Source organism: Limnochorda sp. L945t (assembly GCF_035593305.1).
GTDB classification, from domain to species: Bacteria; Bacillota; Limnochordia; order Limnochordales; family Geochordaceae; genus Carboxydichorda; species Carboxydichorda subterranea.
The window spans coordinates 964849-979559 of record NZ_CP141615.1 but is presented as its reverse complement, the minus strand read 5'-3'; the positions used below and the strand labels follow the sequence as shown (position 1 = coordinate 979559).

The following is a 14711-nucleotide window of genomic DNA, read 5'->3' as shown; positions in this document are numbered from 1 at the left end:
TCTCCACCGCCCTACCCCGCCCTCTCTTGCCGGGACGTCACCGGACGAACGACCAGGCTGGGGCCGTCCACCCGCACCACCTCCACCGCGGTCCCCGCGTCGACGAACTCCCCCTCGGTGCTCGCGTCCACGCGCATCCCCTCGATCTCCACCACGCCTGCCGGGCGCAGCGGAGAGATGGCCCGTCCTCGCTTGCCCTGCCAGGCGCTCATGCTGGAAGAGGCCAGGTACCCCTCTTCCCGGCGCTGCCTCGCCCCGAGCACGATCTGGCTCCACGTGCGGGTGCGCCGCACGTACCGGAATGTCAGCGCCGCCACCAGGGCCGTCATCGCGATGGACCCCCCGATGACGTACGCGGCGGAGGCGGCGTCCCGGAAGGAAAGGTAAAGACTGGCGAACACGGCCAGCAGGCCGGGGACGCCGGCGATGCCGAAGCCGGGGACGGCCACCAGCTCGACCACGAGCAGCGCCACTCCCACCAGGAAGAGCAGCACGACCTCCCATCCGGCGAGCCCGGTCAAGAGCCTCGCCCCGAAGAAGAGCCCGAGGGCGACGAGTCCCACCGTGCCGGCGACCCCCCACCCGGCCGTGGCGAGCTCGTAGATCATGCCGAGAAAGCCGATGGTGAGCAAAAGGGAGCTGACCGTGGGCTCCGTCAAGAAGCGCACGAGCCGCTCCGCCCAGTTGGGACGAACCTCCACGAACCGCGCTCCCCGAAGCCCCACGGCGGCCGCCGCCTGCTCCCGGTCGGGCGCGATGGCGTCGGCAAAGCCGAACTTGAGCGCCTCTCGAGCCGGAAGCGTCAGGAGCTTCCCCGCCTCCACCAGGCCCGGGATCGCCACGCTCTTGTCGACCATCGCCGCCGCGATGCGGGGATCCCGCCCCTTGGCCTGCGCCGTCGCCTCGAACTCGGCCCGCACCGCCGACACGATCTTCTCCTCGGCGGGGATGGGCTCGGCCGCGCCGATGCTGGCGGCCGGCGCCATCACCAGGTAGTCGGCGGCGAGGCTCACCAGCGCCCCGGCCGACTGCGCCCGCTCGGAGACGAACGCGACGGTGGGCAACCGGGCGTCGAGCAATGCGTCCCGGATCTCCTCGCCCGCATCGAGCCGGCCGCCCGGCGTGTTGACGTCGAGCATGAGCGCATCCGCGCCCGCCTGCTGGGCCTGGCTGACGGCCCGGCGCACGAACTCCGCCAGCCCCAGCTCGATCACGCCCCGAATGGGCACCACGTATACGACCGGCGCCTTTCCCGGAGCAACGGCGATGGGCGCCCGCCGGGGGTGCGAGGAAGAGGCATCCACCGCCGGCGCAGCCGGCGCGAGCAGCGCCGCCATGGAGGCGACGAGGGCCAGAGCTCTCCGGTACGGGTGCCGCGTGGCCGACTCTCCTCTCCGGCGACAAAACGAGTCGCCCGGGATCTCCTTTCGACCCCGGGCGACCTCATCCTTGGCCTGACAGGCTCCGTCCCGCACCTAGCCGCGGCGCCGCTTCGCCTGTTGTGCCTTTTGCTTGCGCCGCACACTCGGCTTCACGTAATGCTCTCGCCTGCGCATCTCCGCCATGATCCCGTCGCGCTGCATGATCCGCTTGAAGCGTCTGAGGGCCGCATCCAGTGACTCGTTGTCCCCGATATGGATCTCGGCCAATGCCGGCCCCCCCTTCGCAACGTCCGGAAACCGGCCGGCGGGACCCCCGAACCCCTATCGGCTCCCTCCGCGGCACCGGGGATACTCAGGCAGGTTCCACGTTGCCCTGCGGATTCCTTCCCTCTGGGGGAGGCTCCACGGGCGAGGCAAGCACCCGCATCCGGCCCGCTTCCAGGACCTGCGCGCGAACGACCCGCCCCGGGCGCACCCCGTTCCCGGCCATGCCGGCCAGCCGGACCCGGACGTAGTGCTCGTCGACGCCTTCGGCCCAGATGGTTGCGGACGGGCTCCGCTCCACGAGCACGTCCACCTCGCGCCCGACGAGCGAACGGTGGTACCGAACGGCCAGCTCTGCAGCCACGGCCCTCACCCGCTGCATCCGCCGGCGAACGACCTCGGGCGGCACCCGGCCGTCCAGGCGGGCGGCCCGGGTCAGCGGGCGGGCCGAATAGGGGAAGGCATGCACCCGGGCCACCCCCAACCTCCGCAGGGCTTCTACCGTGGCTTCTGCCGCCCGGTCGCTCTCGCCCGGGAATCCCACGATCACGTCGGCGCTCACCGCCAGATCCGGCCTCGAGGAGCGGAGCGCCTCCACCCTCTCTTCCACCTCGGCCATCCGGTAGCGCCGGCCCATGCGCTCGAGTATCTCATCGTCTCCCGACTGCAAGGAGAGATGAAGGTGCGGGCAGAGCCGCCGGGAATCCCCCCACCGTCGCACGAGGGACTCTGTGAGGCTTCCCGGCAGGAGCGAGCTGAGCCGCACCCGGAACGACCCCGGTACCTCCTCGATGGCCTCCAGCAACCGGGTGAGATCCCAGCCGTCCGCTCCGTAGGCGCCCAGATGGATCCCGCTCACCACGATCTCCTGGTAGCCGGCCGCGGCCAGGGTGCGCACCTCGTCGATCACCGCCTCGGGCGGCCGGCTGCGAGAACGCCCGCGCACGTAGGGCACGACGCAGAAGGCGCACATCTCGTCGCAGCCGTCCTGCACCTTGACGACGGCCCGGGAACGTTCGACGAACGAGCGGACGGGAAGCTCCTCCCAGGAGCGCCGTCCCCGACGAGGCTCGAGAGCCACGTCCACTTCGGGCGATGGGCCATCGCCCGCGACCCGACCCGAGCGCTCCATGGCGATCTCCACCAGCCTCCGGCGGCGGTCCGGCCCCACCACCGCCCGTACTCCCGGGATGGCTGCCAGCTGCTCGGATTCCAGCTGGGCCAGGCATCCCGTGACCAGCACCATGGTCCCGGGCCGTGCCTGCCGGACGGCGCGGCGGATCGCTCGCCGGCTCTTGCGCCCGCCTTCCCCCGTCACGGCGCAGGTGTTGACCACGACCACGTCGGCCCGCTGCTCGCCGTCGACCACCGTCCACCCCTGCCGGGCGAAGAGCTCCGCCATGGCCTGCGTGTCGTATTGGTTGACCTTGCATCCGAGGGTGAGGAACGCCACGCGCATGGGTCTCGCCGGTCACCCCGCCCGGTATTGTAACAGCCTCGCCCGGTGGACGCGCCCGGCCCGGCCGCGTGTATACATGTCATGACTCATGTCACTGACTTGACAGCAACCAGACAGCTTTCTACAATGCAGCCATAGTTCCGGCTGGGGAAAGGAGGATGGGTCGTGGCGGTCGTTGTGAACGGGCGGGCGACGGCCACCATCAAGGCAACCACCGCACAGGAGCTGGTCGAACAGGCCAGGAGCCAGGGCGTGGTGATGGCCGACCTCAAGTTCGTGGACGTTCCGGGGTTGTGGCAGCATTTCCACGTGCCGATCGACGAGCTGAGCTCCAAGAGCCTGGCCGAGGGGTTCGGGTTCGACGGGTCGAGCATCCGGGGGTTCCAGGCGATCCACGAAAGCGACATGCTGCTGGTTCCCGACCTCAGCACCGCGTTCATCGATCCCTTTTACCAGCACCCGACCCTGAGCCTCATCTGCGAGGTCCGGGACCCCGTGAGCGGGCAGGCGTACGATCGGGATCCTCGCCACATCGCCCGCAGGGCGGAAGCCTACCTCAAGGCGACCGGGATCGCCGACGTGAGCTACTGGGGCCCGGAAGCCGAGTTCTTCATCCTCGACAGCGCGCGCTTCGACCAAAACCAGCACAGCGGGTACTACTTCATCGACTCCGCCGAGGGCTTCTGGAACTCGGGCCGGGACGGCACCCCCAACCCCGGCTACCGGCCCCGCTACAAGGAGGGATACTTCCCGGTGCCGCCGACCGACACGGTCGCCGACGTGCGGGCCGAGATCGCCCTCACCCTCGAGCACGTCGGCGTCGGAGTCGAGGTACACCACCACGAAGTGGCGACGGCAGGCCAGGCGGAGGTGGACCTGCGCTTCGACTCCCTCACCCGCATGGGGGACCGGGTGATGCTCCTCAAGTACGTGGCCAAGAACGTGGCGCGCAAGTACGGCAAGACGGTGACGTTCATGCCCAAGCCGATTTACGGCGACAACGGCTCGGGCATGCACACCCACCAGAGCCTGTGGAAAGAAGGCAACAATCTCTTCTGCGACCCTTCCGGGTACGCGGGGCTCTCCGAGTTGGCCCGCTACTACATCGGGGGCCTGCTGCACCACGGTCGGGCCCTGGCGGCGTTTTGCAGCCCCACGACCAACTCGTACAAGCGGCTGGTCCCGGGCTTCGAGGCACCGGTCAACCTGGTCTACTCCAAGCGCAACCGCAGCGCTGCCGTGCGGATCCCGATGTACTCCCAGGAGCCGAAAGCCAAGCGCATCGAGTACCGGCCCCCGGATCCGTCGGCCAACCCGTACCTCGCCTTCGCGGCCATGCTCATGGCCGGCCTGGACGGCATCGAGAACCGCATCGACCCGGGCGAGCCGCTGGACAAGGACATCTACAGCCTGACCCCCGCCGAGCTGCTGGCCCTGCGTTCGCTGCCGGCCAGCCTCGACGAAGCCCTGGAGGCGCTGCGGGACGACCACCAGTTCCTGCTCAAGGGGGGCGTCTTCACGAGGGACTTCATCGACCTCTGGATCGACTACAAGAAACAGCGGGAGGTGCTGGCGGTCGGCACCCGGCCGCACCCGTGGGAGTTCGTCCTCTACTTCGACGTTTGAAAGGGGGCACCCTTAGCGCCGAACGAGCCTTGACCCGCAACCCCGTACTCGTCTCCCGCCCGAGAAGAGGGCCGGCCCTCGCCGCCGGCCCTCTTCTGTCGGCGATTCACCAGCCTATGCCGACGACGCTCACGTAGGCGAAGAGGATGCCGATGGCCGCTCCGGCCAGCACGTCGGACGGGTAGTGGTGGCCCAGGTACGTACGGGAGAGGCCCACGATCGACGCCGTCGCGAAGGCCAGCGGACCGGCTGCCGGCCAGCGGGCCGCCAGCACGGTGGCGATCGCGAAGCTCGCCGTGGTGTGCCCGGACGGGAAGGAGTAGTCGGACAGGGGCGCCACGATCACTCTCCGATCAGCGAGCACCAGGTAAGGCCGGGGCCGCTCCACCTGCCGCTTGAGCAGCTGCACCAGGAGGTGGCTCGTGCTGAGGGCAAACAGAGCCGTATACCCCACCCGGCGCGTCTCCGGCCCCATGAGGATGAGCGCCGTGCACAAGCCCACGGTGGACATCACGCCCCCGAGATGGGTGACCACGCGCATGAAGCGGTCGAGCCAGCGTCGCGCCATGCGCATGTGCACGTACCAGAACAAGCGCAAGTCGGCCGACATGAGCGTGCGGCGCCACCCCGAAGGCCTTCCCATCGCGAGGACCCGGCTCACCCCCCACCGGCCTCGGTACGTCCCCACCTTACCCCTATCCCCATGAACTTTCAATGACGGCCACGTAACATCCACGCGGCCACCGCGTGCAAGGCCCGCTCCGTATCCTCCAGGCTGGGCAGCACCGCCTCCGCACCCGCCCGCGCGAGATCGTCCATCCCGTACGGGCCGGTGGCCACGGCGACCGCCGCCATCCCGGCTCGGTGGGCCGCCTCCACGTCGAGAGGGGTGTCGCCCACGACCACCGGTGCCATCGCCTCGCCGAAGTGCTCCTGCGCCCGCCGCACGGCGACCTGCAACAGCTCGTGGCGCACCTCGCTGTCGCTTCCGAAGCCGCCCACGGGGAAGTACCGGTTGAGGTCGAAGGGCGAAAGCTTCAACCGGGCGCCCCGCTCGAGGTTACCGGTGGCCAGGGCGAGCGCCCAGCGCGCCTCCTGCTGCCCCCGGCGTAACAGCTCCAGTACGCCGGGTAGCACTCGTCCGGGCCGGCTCGCCACCTCTTCGCAGAGATAGGCCAGGTACCGGTCCACCAGGCGAGCCCGTTCGGCCTCCCACCGCCTGGGCTCGATCCCCCCGACCCTGGCCATCTCCCGGAAGATGGCAGGGTCCGTCCGACCGGCCGTCCAGCCCGGATCCAGCGCGACCTCCTGGCCGAACACCTCGCCCCAGGCGCGCTGGATGGCCCGCCGGCCCGCCCCGCCGCTGTTGACCAGCGTGCCGTCCAGGTCGAACAGCACCAGGCCCCTCACGACGGCGACCGCCCCCTCCGTCCCCCATCGGCGTCGAACCAGCCGGCCCGCCGGAGGTACCCGTACAGCCCGCCTCCCACCGCGGCCATGAGGGCCAGCGCCAGCGGGTAGCCGAGCGGCCACTCCAGTTCAGGCATGTGGCGGAAGTTCATCCCGTAGATGCCTGCGATCAGGGTGAGCGGCATGAAGAGGGCGCTCAAGAGCGTGAGCCGCTGCATCACGACGTTGAGCCGGTCGGTGCGCATGGCCAGGTACATCTGCACCAGGTTGTCCACGAGCCGCAGCTCGTTTTCCACGATGGCGAGCAGGCGATCGGCATGGGTGGCGATGTCCCGGAAGTAGAGGGCGCTTTCCGGCGATACCAGAGCCATTCGCTCCCGCCCGAGGCGCCCCAGCGCCTCGGCCTGAGCTCCGAGGCTGCGCCGCGCGACCAGCAAGCTGCTTCGCAGGTGGGTCACGGCGGGCCACGGGCTGCGCTCGGCTTGGGCGAGCACCCGGCCTTCGAGCCTCTCTCTTTGCTCCACCAGGCGCTCGATGGCAGGGAACATGGCGTCCACCACCGCGTCGACCACCAGGTGCGCCACGAACTCGCTGCCCCGCATCAGCGCCTGGGGACGGGTCGACAGATACCGGCGCGCCTCGTCGATCTCCGGGGCGGGCTGGAGATGGGTGGTCACGAGGTAGGCGGGATGGATGAAGAGGTCGACCTCGCCCACCCTGAGCCGGTGGTCCCCCGGGCGCTCGCCCAGGCCGATGCGGTGCAGCACGACGAAGAGGTAGTCGGGGTACGGCTCGACCCTCGCGAACTCGCTGAGCGAGCGAGCGTCTTCGAGGGAGAGGGGATGGAAGGGGAAATGCTGCCCGACGGCTTCCCACTCCGCCTGGCTCGGTCCGTCCAGGTCGAGCCAGAAGGCGTGCCTGGCTTCGAGCCACCGGGGGAGCTCATGCCAGACCGCGTCTCCCTCGAGCACGAGGAACCGGCCTTGGCCGTCCAACCCGACCAGGTGCGCGGCGATGAGTCTCCTTCACCCCCAGGTGCGCGCGGGCGATCGCGCCAGGATCCAGTTGGCCGCCAGGGCCGGAAGATCCATCCGTACGCTCACGGCGATCCCCTCGGCGACCCGGTAGCCTCCCCGGTGGGTATGTTCCACCACCGGCCGGCCCGCCACCTGCTGCGTCGCCCGCCGCACCCGCCTCAAGGCCAGGGAGAACAGCCCCTCGAGCCGCCCGACCGCCAGCGGCGCGACCGGCCAGACGGCGCTCCACAGCTTCTGGCGAGCCACCCCCTGCGATGGCTCCGCTGCCGCCAGAGAAAGCAAGGCCAGCAGCAACTCGCCTTCGAGGGCCCCGAGGGCTCGCTCCCCCCAGGCACCACGCAGCCGCACGGGGCCCCCCGAGACCGCATCGACCCAAACGGCTACGGCGGGCTGCTCTGCCTGGTCGGAGAGGCGCTGGTCCGGGTACCGCATTACCTCGAGCCGCACCTCCTTGGGGGCGGCCCGCCGGGTTACTTGCAGCACCCTGGCCAGCTCCACCAGGCCCGGGTCCAGCTGCTGCGCGACCCCCACGGGCACCTCCCGCCCGCCGGGTAGGCCGGGACGCCGCCCCAGGACGAGATCCGCCACGGTGGCCGCCGCCAGGGCCGTGCCGCTCTCCGGATCTAGGCGGCACGCCGCTTGCAGCTCCCGCCACGCCTCGGAAAAGCGCCCTGCGGCCAGGTACGCGAGGCCCAGCCACAGGGCATAGTCGGCCTGTTGCGCGAACTGCTGGCGGAGCATCTGCAGCACGCTGCGGGCCCGGTCGAGATAGGCCGGACCCGACCTCCGGCACCGCGCCGAGCGCATGAGGAGCCAGCGGGCCATGGCGCTGGCGGCCACATGCCCCATGCCGGCTATCACCAGGCGTCCCATGACGGCCAGGGGAAGCGGATCGTCCGCCGCCACGCCGACCAGCCACCCGGCCTCGGCCAGCACCTGGCTGTCGGCCGGGGCATCGAGCCGGCCCAGCGCCGAAGCGAGCCGGCCTCTCGCCCGCTCCGCCACGACCGCCGGCGGCCCGCCCGCGTCGAGGGGCTCGTGGCCCGGCCCCTGGCCGGCCGCCTCCCGGCCGGTCGCCCGTCGCCACGATCCACCACCCGGTAACCGGTGCCTTTCGGGGACCCTCAGTGTGGCAGCGATGGCGGTCCTGCCCCCTATCCGCCTCCGGATCAAGCAGGAGCCCGGCCGGGCAGAAACCCGGCACTCGCTGCGGCTCAGAAACCGACCGGTGACACCAGGGCGTCGCGACCGAGTGACGTCGTCATGGTCCTATTGGGGCCCTGCAGCACTCTTCCATTCTGTCGGCGATCCGTCCTTTCCTCTCGCCGAGATCCGGGGATTTGGGCCGCTTTCCGACGCCTTGCTACCCTTCACGCCTTTGCACGGCCAGCACCACGATGACACCGGGAGCCCGTACGAGACGGGCTCGCACGAGCTCCCCGACGTTTCGCCCCTCCAAGCACCCCGCGGGACGGGCCGGCCTTCAACCGCCGGCCTTGTGCACCGCCTCGATGGCCGCCTCGTAGTGGGGATGGTCGGTGGCCTCGGGGACGTATTCGACGTACGTCACCTTACCGCCCTTGTCGACCACGAACACGGCCCTGGCCAGCAGCCGCAGCTCCTTGATGAGGGTCCCGTACGCCTGTCCGAACGAGGCCTCCCGGTGGTCGGAGAGGGTGATGACCCGTTCGATCCCTGCCGCTCCGCACCAGCGCTTCTGCGCAAAAGGAAGGTCCATGCTCACGGTCAGCACCCGGACGTCCGGGCTGAACCGGGTAGCCTCCTGGTTGAACCGCCTCGTCTCGGCGTCGCACACGCCCGTGTCCAGGGACGGCACCGACGCGATGAGGAGCACGTGGCCCCGATAGTCCGACAACGTCCGCGGCTTCAGATCCGTGTCGATCACGTGGAAGTCCGGCGCCTGATGGCCGACCTGGACCGCAGGGCCCACCAGCGTCAGCGGCTGGCCCTTCATGGTGACGGCACCGGGACGTTCCACCGTGGTTGCGCTGCTCAACGCAGTCGACCTCCTTCGTGGCGTCGTTTCGTGCGACGAGCGCACCGTCTACCCCCCGGATGGGGCATCCCTCCCGGGGCTCGCCTCCGGGCGTCCCCGGTGCATCCCCCCTCTCGCACAAGACCGGGCGTATGGCTCACGCGTCCGGGGCGAAGCCCGTGATCCGGTCGATGGCCTGCACCACTTCGTCCGAGAGCCGTACGCCGGCGGCAGCGAGGTTCTCGTCGAGCTGTTCGGGGCGGGTGGCGCCGATGATGGCGGAGGTCACCTCGGGCCGCCGCAACACCCAGGCCAGGGCCATCTGGGCGGGCGTGAGCCCCGCTTCCCTCGCCAGCTGCGCCAGCCGCTCCACCTTGCTCAACACCTCGTCGGTCAGCAGCCGGCCCATGAACATGTTACTCGAGGGGTCGGTGGCCCGGCTGCCGGGCGGCAGCGGCTGCCCGGGGCGGTACTTGCCCGTGAGCACGCCCTGGGCAAGGGGCGAGTAGACCACCTGGCCGATCCCCTCCCGGGCGCACAGGGGCAGCACGTCACGCTCGATGTCCCGGTGCAGGATGTTGTACAGGGGCTGGTTGGAGACGATGGGATCGAGGTTGAGCCGTTCGGCCAACCGCAGCGCGTCGGCGATCTGGACGGCGCTCCACTGGCTGACCCCTACGTAGAGGACCTTGCCCTGCGTGATCAGGTCGTCCAGGGCCCGTAGCGTCTCGTCCAGAGGCGTCTCGGGGTCGTACCGGTGGCACTGGTACAGATCGATGTAATCCGTGCCGAGCCGCTTGAGGCTCCGGTGGCACTGCTCCATGATGTGCTTGCGGGAGAGTCCCCGGTCGTTGGGGCCGTCTCCCATGGGAAAGAAAACCTTGGTGGCCAGCACGTACGAGTCGCGGGGGAAAGGCCTCAGGGCCTCGCCCACCACCTCTTCCGCCGTCCCCCGGTGGTATACGTTGGCGGTGTCGAAGAAGTTGACGCCCTTTTCGTAGGCGCTTTGCACCAGCGCCACCGATCGCGCTCGGTCCACGGAGGCGCCGTAAGTCAGCCAGCTTCCCAGGCCAATCGTCGAGAGCTTCACGCCGCTGCGTCCAAGCCTCCGGTACTCCATGGCTCGGCTCGACCTCCTTCGTACGTGGACGGACGGACGAGGGGTACGACGGGCTTCTCCGGGACCCGACCCGTTCCTCGTGCAGGTGTGCCGGGAAGCTGCACGAAGATTTCTAGTTCGTGGCGCGCGCTTCGTCAAGCGCGGCGCTCGCCGCATGGGCAGGCGGGAGCCCGCCCATCCTGCAGCCAGGGGCCAGGGAAGGAGCAGGGACGAAGCCTTGGAGACGTTCCGCCAGGCGCTGCTCGTCGCCCGCGTCGTCCTCGTCGACCGTGGCCGGGTGTTGCTGGCGCACCATCGCCACGCGGACCGGGGCGAGGACTTCTGGTGCTTTCCCGGCGGCCACGTGGAGCGGGGGGAAGCGTTCGTCGAGGCGGCCGTGCGGGAGTTGAGGGAAGAGACGGGTTACGAGGTCGAGCTCATCGACGTCGCCTACGCCCTGGACTTCCCCAGGGGCGGCCACCGGGGGGATGTCGCGGAGCTATTCTTTCGCGCCCGTATCCGCTCCGGGCAGCTCCGAGTGCAGCAGGAGCCCGGGCTGGACGGCGTCGAGTGGGTGCCGATCAGCCGCCTGCTCGAGCGGCCGGTGCGGCCCGCCGAGCTGGCCCGGGCGATCTACGACGGGCGCTGGGAGACCTGGAAGGTGCCGCTCCCGGAGCCATCGTGAGCCCCGGAGCGCCGCCGGCCCGGCCTCTCATCCCTTGCGGAAGCCCAGCCAGAACCCCAACGAGAAGCTACCTGCCACCGCGAGGCTGCTGGAGAACCAGGCCACCACCCGGTCCAGGGCCCCCCTGGCGCCTCCCGCCTGCTGCATCGCACTGGTGTAAGCGGACTCGATCACGTCCCAGTGGACGGTGATGAACCCGATCCTCGACAGACCTACCAGGAGCGCCGTCAACGCTCCCACCAGGACCAGCGCGACCTTGAGGGCCTTCTTGAGGCTGTAACCCACGGAAAGCCCGAGCACCAACCCCAGCCCTGCCTGCTGGCCAAGCAGGCCCCAGTTGAACCCCGACTCCGTCACGAAGCGCCTCCCCCCTGGCGGAGAGGAGACGGGGCGGCAGCCGGTGAGACCGCTCGCCCCTTCCTTCCCAATCCCGGCGAATCCCCGTCAGGCGGTGGCCTGACGGGGAGGCCGGTCTTCGATCGGCACGTAGCGAAGGTCCATGGGACCGGTGTACTCGGCCCTGGGCCGGATGAGCCGGTTGTCCTCGTACTGCTCGAGCAGGTGCGCCGTCCACCCGGCGATGCGGCTGACCGCGAAGACCGGGGTGAAGAGATCGACGGGTATCCCGAGCGTGTAGTAGACCGAGGCGGAGTAGAAGTCGACGTTGGGGTACAGGTCCTTCTCCTTCCGGACGGCCTGCTCCACGGCCAGGGAAATGTCGTACCAGAGCGTCTGTCCCCGGGCCCGGCCCAGCTCTTCGGAATACCGCTTGAGGATGAGCGCTCGCGGATCCCAGGTCTTGTAGACCCGGTGCCCGAACCCCGGGATCCGCTGCTTCGAGGCCAGCTTGGCCTGGATGACCTCTTCGGCCCGCTCCGGCGAGCCAATCTCCTCGAGCATCTTCATGACCTGCTCGTTGGCGCCCCCGTGTAGCGGCCCCTTGAGCGTGCCGACCGCGGCGGCGATGGCGGAGTACATGTCCGACAGCGTCGATGCCGTCACCCGCGCCGAGAACGTAGACGCGTTGTACTCGTGGTCTGCGTGGAGCACCAGCGCCACGTCCATGGCGCGGGCCGCCGCCTTCTCCGGCTTCTCGCCGAAGAGCATCCACAGGAAGTTGGCCGCATGCCCCAGCAACGGATCGGGCTCCACCACCGGCAAACCCCGGCGCAGCCGGTGGAACGCCGCCACGATGGTAGCCACCTGGGCCGTCAGCTTCACCGCCTTGCGAGCGTTGGACGGCGGCGAGACGTCGTCCGCCTCCGGGTCCAACAGCCCCAGCGCGGCCACGGCCGTCTGCAGGGCCGCCATGCCCGAGCGAGGCGGCAGCATCTCGAGCAGCTCCAGGATCGCCGGCGGCACGCTCCGGGCCGCGGCCAGCGACTCCTTCAACTCCTCCAGTTCGCCCGAGTCGGGCAACCGCTTGTGCCACAGCAGGAAACAGACCTCTTCGAAGCTGGACAGTTCGGCAAGCTCCCGGATGTCGTACCCCTGGTAAACCAGGCGCCCTTGCACGCCGTCCACCGTGCTGACCGACGACCGGCCAGCTACGATGCCCTCCAGGCCCCGAGCGATCTGGGTCGTTTCGCTCATGCCCGGTTCGCCCCCCGTCTTAAAATCGCTTTCCAAGGCCCCTGGGAACACAAAGCCCCCGTTGGGATGTTTCGTGCTTGAGAACGCGAGTACCTTTCTTAACAAGCTCCTTCGCCGGCCTTTTCGTCCGTCCGGAGTATGATACAGCCTTGCGGCAGGAATATCGCGAGCGGGCGGCCAACAGAGCCGCGGAAGGAGGGTCTGGGCCTGTCCCATGGACGGAGAGCGGGCTTTCTCCAACCGGATGGAGCAGGCAGTGCGGGACGCCCTGGACGAGGCGCTCGCCTATCACCCCGACGCCTGCCGGTGCGAGCGGTGCCGGAGGGACATCACGGCGCTGGCGTTGCGCAGCTTGCCGGCCCGCTACGCCGGTTCCAGCGCCGGTACCGTGATCGTGGACGTGGAGCTACAGCGCCTGCAGAGCCGGCTCGAGATCTTCAAGGCCCTCCATCGGGCGATCCTGGAGGTCAAGTCGCGGCCCCATCACGCGCGCCCCGACTAGCGCCATCCGGCCGCAGCCCGGAGACGAGCGACGCCGGCGAGCCACCGGGTGGGCCCGCCGGCGCCGCCTCAAAGCTCGCGATGCGGCAGAGCCGTTACTTGCCTTCCTCCACGATGCGCCCTTCGACCGAGGGGCTGACCGTGCCCCGGCTCTCGATGTAGCGAGCCACCACGTCGGCCATGATGGGGCCGGCGGCCGCGTCGACCAGGACCTTTCCGCCCTTCAAGGCCTCGTACCCGTCGCCGCCATTGGCCATGTAGTCGTTGGTGGCCACCACGTAGGTGGCCGTGTCGTCGAGGGGCTTGCCGCCGGCCTCGACCCAGGTCACCCGCTGCCCGGCCGGCCTCGAGGGGTCGAAGCCGAAGCGCAGCCCGGACACCTGCGGAAACCGCCCGGCCAGCTTCTCCACCTGGCTGACGCCGTTTTCCAGCGCCGAGCGGATCTGGGCTCCGGTGAGCTCCAGCTTGACCACGACGTTTCCGAACGGAAGCCACGCCACCACGTCCTTGCGGCGGATCGGGCCGGCCGGCAGCACGGCGTTGGTGCGGATCCCCCCGCCGTTGGTGATGGCGAGCTGGGCCCCTACCGCGTCGCGGATGGCATCGGCCACCAGGTTGCCGAGCGGGGCCTCCCTGGCGCGCACGGTCACGTTGCGGGCGTCGAGCTCGACGGCGGTCTGGCCGATGACCACGTCCATCTGCTCCGAGAGCTGGGAGAGCCACCGCTGGACCAGGGACGCCATCGCCGGCTCGTCCGGATAGCTCGGGTCGACCGCAATCATCCGGTCCTCGGCCGCGGTCACCTTGCCGCCGTCGACCGTCAGCGTCACCACGCCCAGGTAGCGGTTGTCGCTGCCCGCCTTGACGATCAGGCGCCCGCCCACCTCCTGGCGCATCACGTCGTGCTCGTGCCCGCCGACGACGAGGTCGATCTCGGGCACGGCCTCGAGCAACCGCACGTCATCGCTCATGCTCTGGTGGGTCAGGGCCACGATGATCTGAGCCCCCATGGCCCGCATCTTCGGGATGCTCTCCCGGGCCACCTCGACGGGATCCCGGAACTGCCAGGCGGCGCCGGGGCTGGACAGCACCCGAGTTTCAGGCGTGACCAGGCCCAGGACGCCCACGCCGATGCCGCCCATCTCCCGCACCACGAAGGGGTAGCTGCCCGGGAACGGCCGCCCGTTCTCGTCCACGACGTTGGCGGCCACCCACGTGAACTGGGACTCCCGGATGCGCTGCCCCAGCACGTCGTCCCCGAAGTCCCACTCGTGGTTACCGAACGTGGAGACGTCGACTCCCAACTCGTTGAACGCCTCGATCATCTGCTGGCCCTTGAAGACCGAAGACATGGTGGAAGGCGAGATGACGTCCCCTGCGAACAGCAGCAGCGCTTCGGGATCCTCCGCCCGCAGCCGCTGCACCAGGGTCGCAAGGCGCGCCATGCCCCCCAGCTTGCCGCCGTCGACGGGCTCCAGGGTGTAGGTGTCGTTGAAGTGCAGGATGTGGATCTGGGCCGCCAGCGCCGCGGCGGACAACCACAGGACGACCAGGACTGCGACCAGTACCTGGGCCAGCGGCCTTGCGCCCTTGGGCGCGCCGGCGCGCCGGCCGATGCCCAACCTTGCCTCACCGGAAAGCCACGACAACGCCCCCGCC

15 protein-coding genes are annotated in these 14711 nt (G+C 69.8%); 3 read left to right on the top strand and 12 right to left on the bottom strand.

Going from position 1 to position 14711, the window contains the following annotated elements:
• Positions 1-11: 11 nt before the first annotated feature.
• The 3 genes from U7230_RS04500 to mtaB all read right to left on the bottom strand — a co-directional run bounded on the left by U7230_RS04500 (position 12) and on the right by mtaB (position 3105).
• The gene (locus tag U7230_RS04500; protein ID WP_324717544.1) at positions 12-1475 is read right to left on the bottom strand and encodes an NfeD family protein; all 1464 of its coding nucleotides are present in this window, start codon (positions 1473-1475) and stop codon (positions 12-14) included.
• Positions 1476-1649: a 30S ribosomal protein S21 gene (gene rpsU / locus U7230_RS04495; protein ID WP_324717543.1), complete on the bottom strand. Its 174-nt coding sequence runs from the start codon at positions 1647-1649 to the stop codon at positions 1476-1478.
• Between the two features lie 85 nt (positions 1650-1734).
• Positions 1735-3105 carry a tRNA (N(6)-L-threonylcarbamoyladenosine(37)-C(2))-methylthiotransferase MtaB gene (mtaB, locus tag U7230_RS04490; RefSeq protein ID WP_324717542.1) on the bottom strand — a complete coding sequence of 457 codons (1371 nt, stop codon included), beginning with the start codon at positions 3103-3105 and terminating at the stop codon, positions 1735-1737.
• Positions 3106-3270: 165 nt separating this feature from the next.
• On the opposite strand from mtaB, the gene glnA reads away from it, so the two are divergent.
• Entirely contained in the window at positions 3271-4731 is a 1461-nt protein-coding gene (gene glnA / locus U7230_RS04485; RefSeq protein WP_324717541.1) for a type I glutamate--ammonia ligase, read from the top strand.
• Positions 4732-4837: 106 nt separating this feature from the next.
• Here glnA and U7230_RS04480 read toward each other — a convergent pair whose 3' ends face one another.
• From U7230_RS04480 to U7230_RS04455, 6 genes are all read right to left on the bottom strand, one after another.
• Complete coding sequence (locus U7230_RS04480) at positions 4838-5419, bottom strand: phosphatase PAP2 family protein (protein ID WP_324717540.1); 582 nt, start codon at positions 5417-5419, stop codon at positions 4838-4840.
• A 23-nt stretch (positions 5420-5442) separates the two neighbouring features.
• On the bottom strand, positions 5443-6141 hold the full coding sequence (locus U7230_RS04475; protein WP_324717539.1) for an HAD family hydrolase: 699 nt from the start codon (positions 6139-6141) through the stop codon (positions 5443-5445).
• Complete coding sequence (corA, locus tag U7230_RS04470) at positions 6138-7112, bottom strand: magnesium/cobalt transporter CorA (protein WP_324717538.1); 975 nt, start codon at positions 7110-7112, stop codon at positions 6138-6140. Before corA ends, U7230_RS04475 begins: the two co-directional genes overlap by 4 nt.
• Positions 7113-7166: 54 nt before the next feature.
• Positions 7167-8183: a tetratricopeptide repeat protein gene (locus U7230_RS04465; protein WP_324717537.1), complete on the bottom strand. Its 1017-nt coding sequence runs from the start codon at positions 8181-8183 to the stop codon at positions 7167-7169.
• Between the two features lie 478 nt (positions 8184-8661).
• Complete coding sequence (gene tpx, locus U7230_RS04460) at positions 8662-9153, bottom strand: thiol peroxidase (RefSeq protein ID WP_404980635.1); 492 nt, start codon at positions 9151-9153, stop codon at positions 8662-8664.
• A gap of 178 nt (positions 9154-9331) precedes the next feature.
• Positions 9332-10294 (bottom strand): aldo/keto reductase family protein, encoded by a 963-nt coding sequence (locus tag U7230_RS04455; RefSeq protein WP_324717535.1) that lies wholly within the window; start codon positions 10292-10294, stop codon positions 9332-9334.
• A gap of 217 nt (positions 10295-10511) precedes the next feature.
• Between U7230_RS04455 and U7230_RS04450 the strand changes: the two genes are divergently transcribed.
• The gene (locus tag U7230_RS04450) at positions 10512-10958 is read left to right on the top strand and encodes an NUDIX hydrolase (RefSeq protein WP_324717534.1); all 447 of its coding nucleotides are present in this window, start codon (positions 10512-10514) and stop codon (positions 10956-10958) included.
• Between the two features lie 27 nt (positions 10959-10985).
• On the opposite strand, the gene U7230_RS04445 is transcribed toward U7230_RS04450, so the two are convergent.
• Positions 10986-11315, bottom strand: coding sequence for an FUN14 domain-containing protein (locus U7230_RS04445; protein ID WP_324717533.1), 330 nt, complete (start codon positions 11313-11315; stop codon positions 10986-10988).
• Positions 11316-11402: 87 nt separating this feature from the next.
• Positions 11403-12551 (bottom strand): citrate synthase, encoded by a 1149-nt coding sequence (locus U7230_RS04440; protein ID WP_324717532.1) that lies wholly within the window; start codon positions 12549-12551, stop codon positions 11403-11405.
• Positions 12552-12765: 214 nt separating this feature from the next.
• Here U7230_RS04440 and U7230_RS04435 point away from each other — a divergent pair, with 214 nt between their 5' ends.
• On the top strand, positions 12766-13053 hold the full coding sequence (locus U7230_RS04435; protein WP_324717531.1) for a late competence development ComFB family protein: 288 nt from the start codon (positions 12766-12768) through the stop codon (positions 13051-13053).
• A 94-nt stretch (positions 13054-13147) separates the two neighbouring features.
• On the opposite strand, the gene U7230_RS04430 is transcribed toward U7230_RS04435, so the two are convergent.
• Complete coding sequence (locus U7230_RS04430; RefSeq protein ID WP_324717530.1) at positions 13148-14701, bottom strand: bifunctional metallophosphatase/5'-nucleotidase; 1554 nt, start codon at positions 14699-14701, stop codon at positions 13148-13150.
• Between the last annotated feature and the right edge of the window lie 10 nt (positions 14702-14711).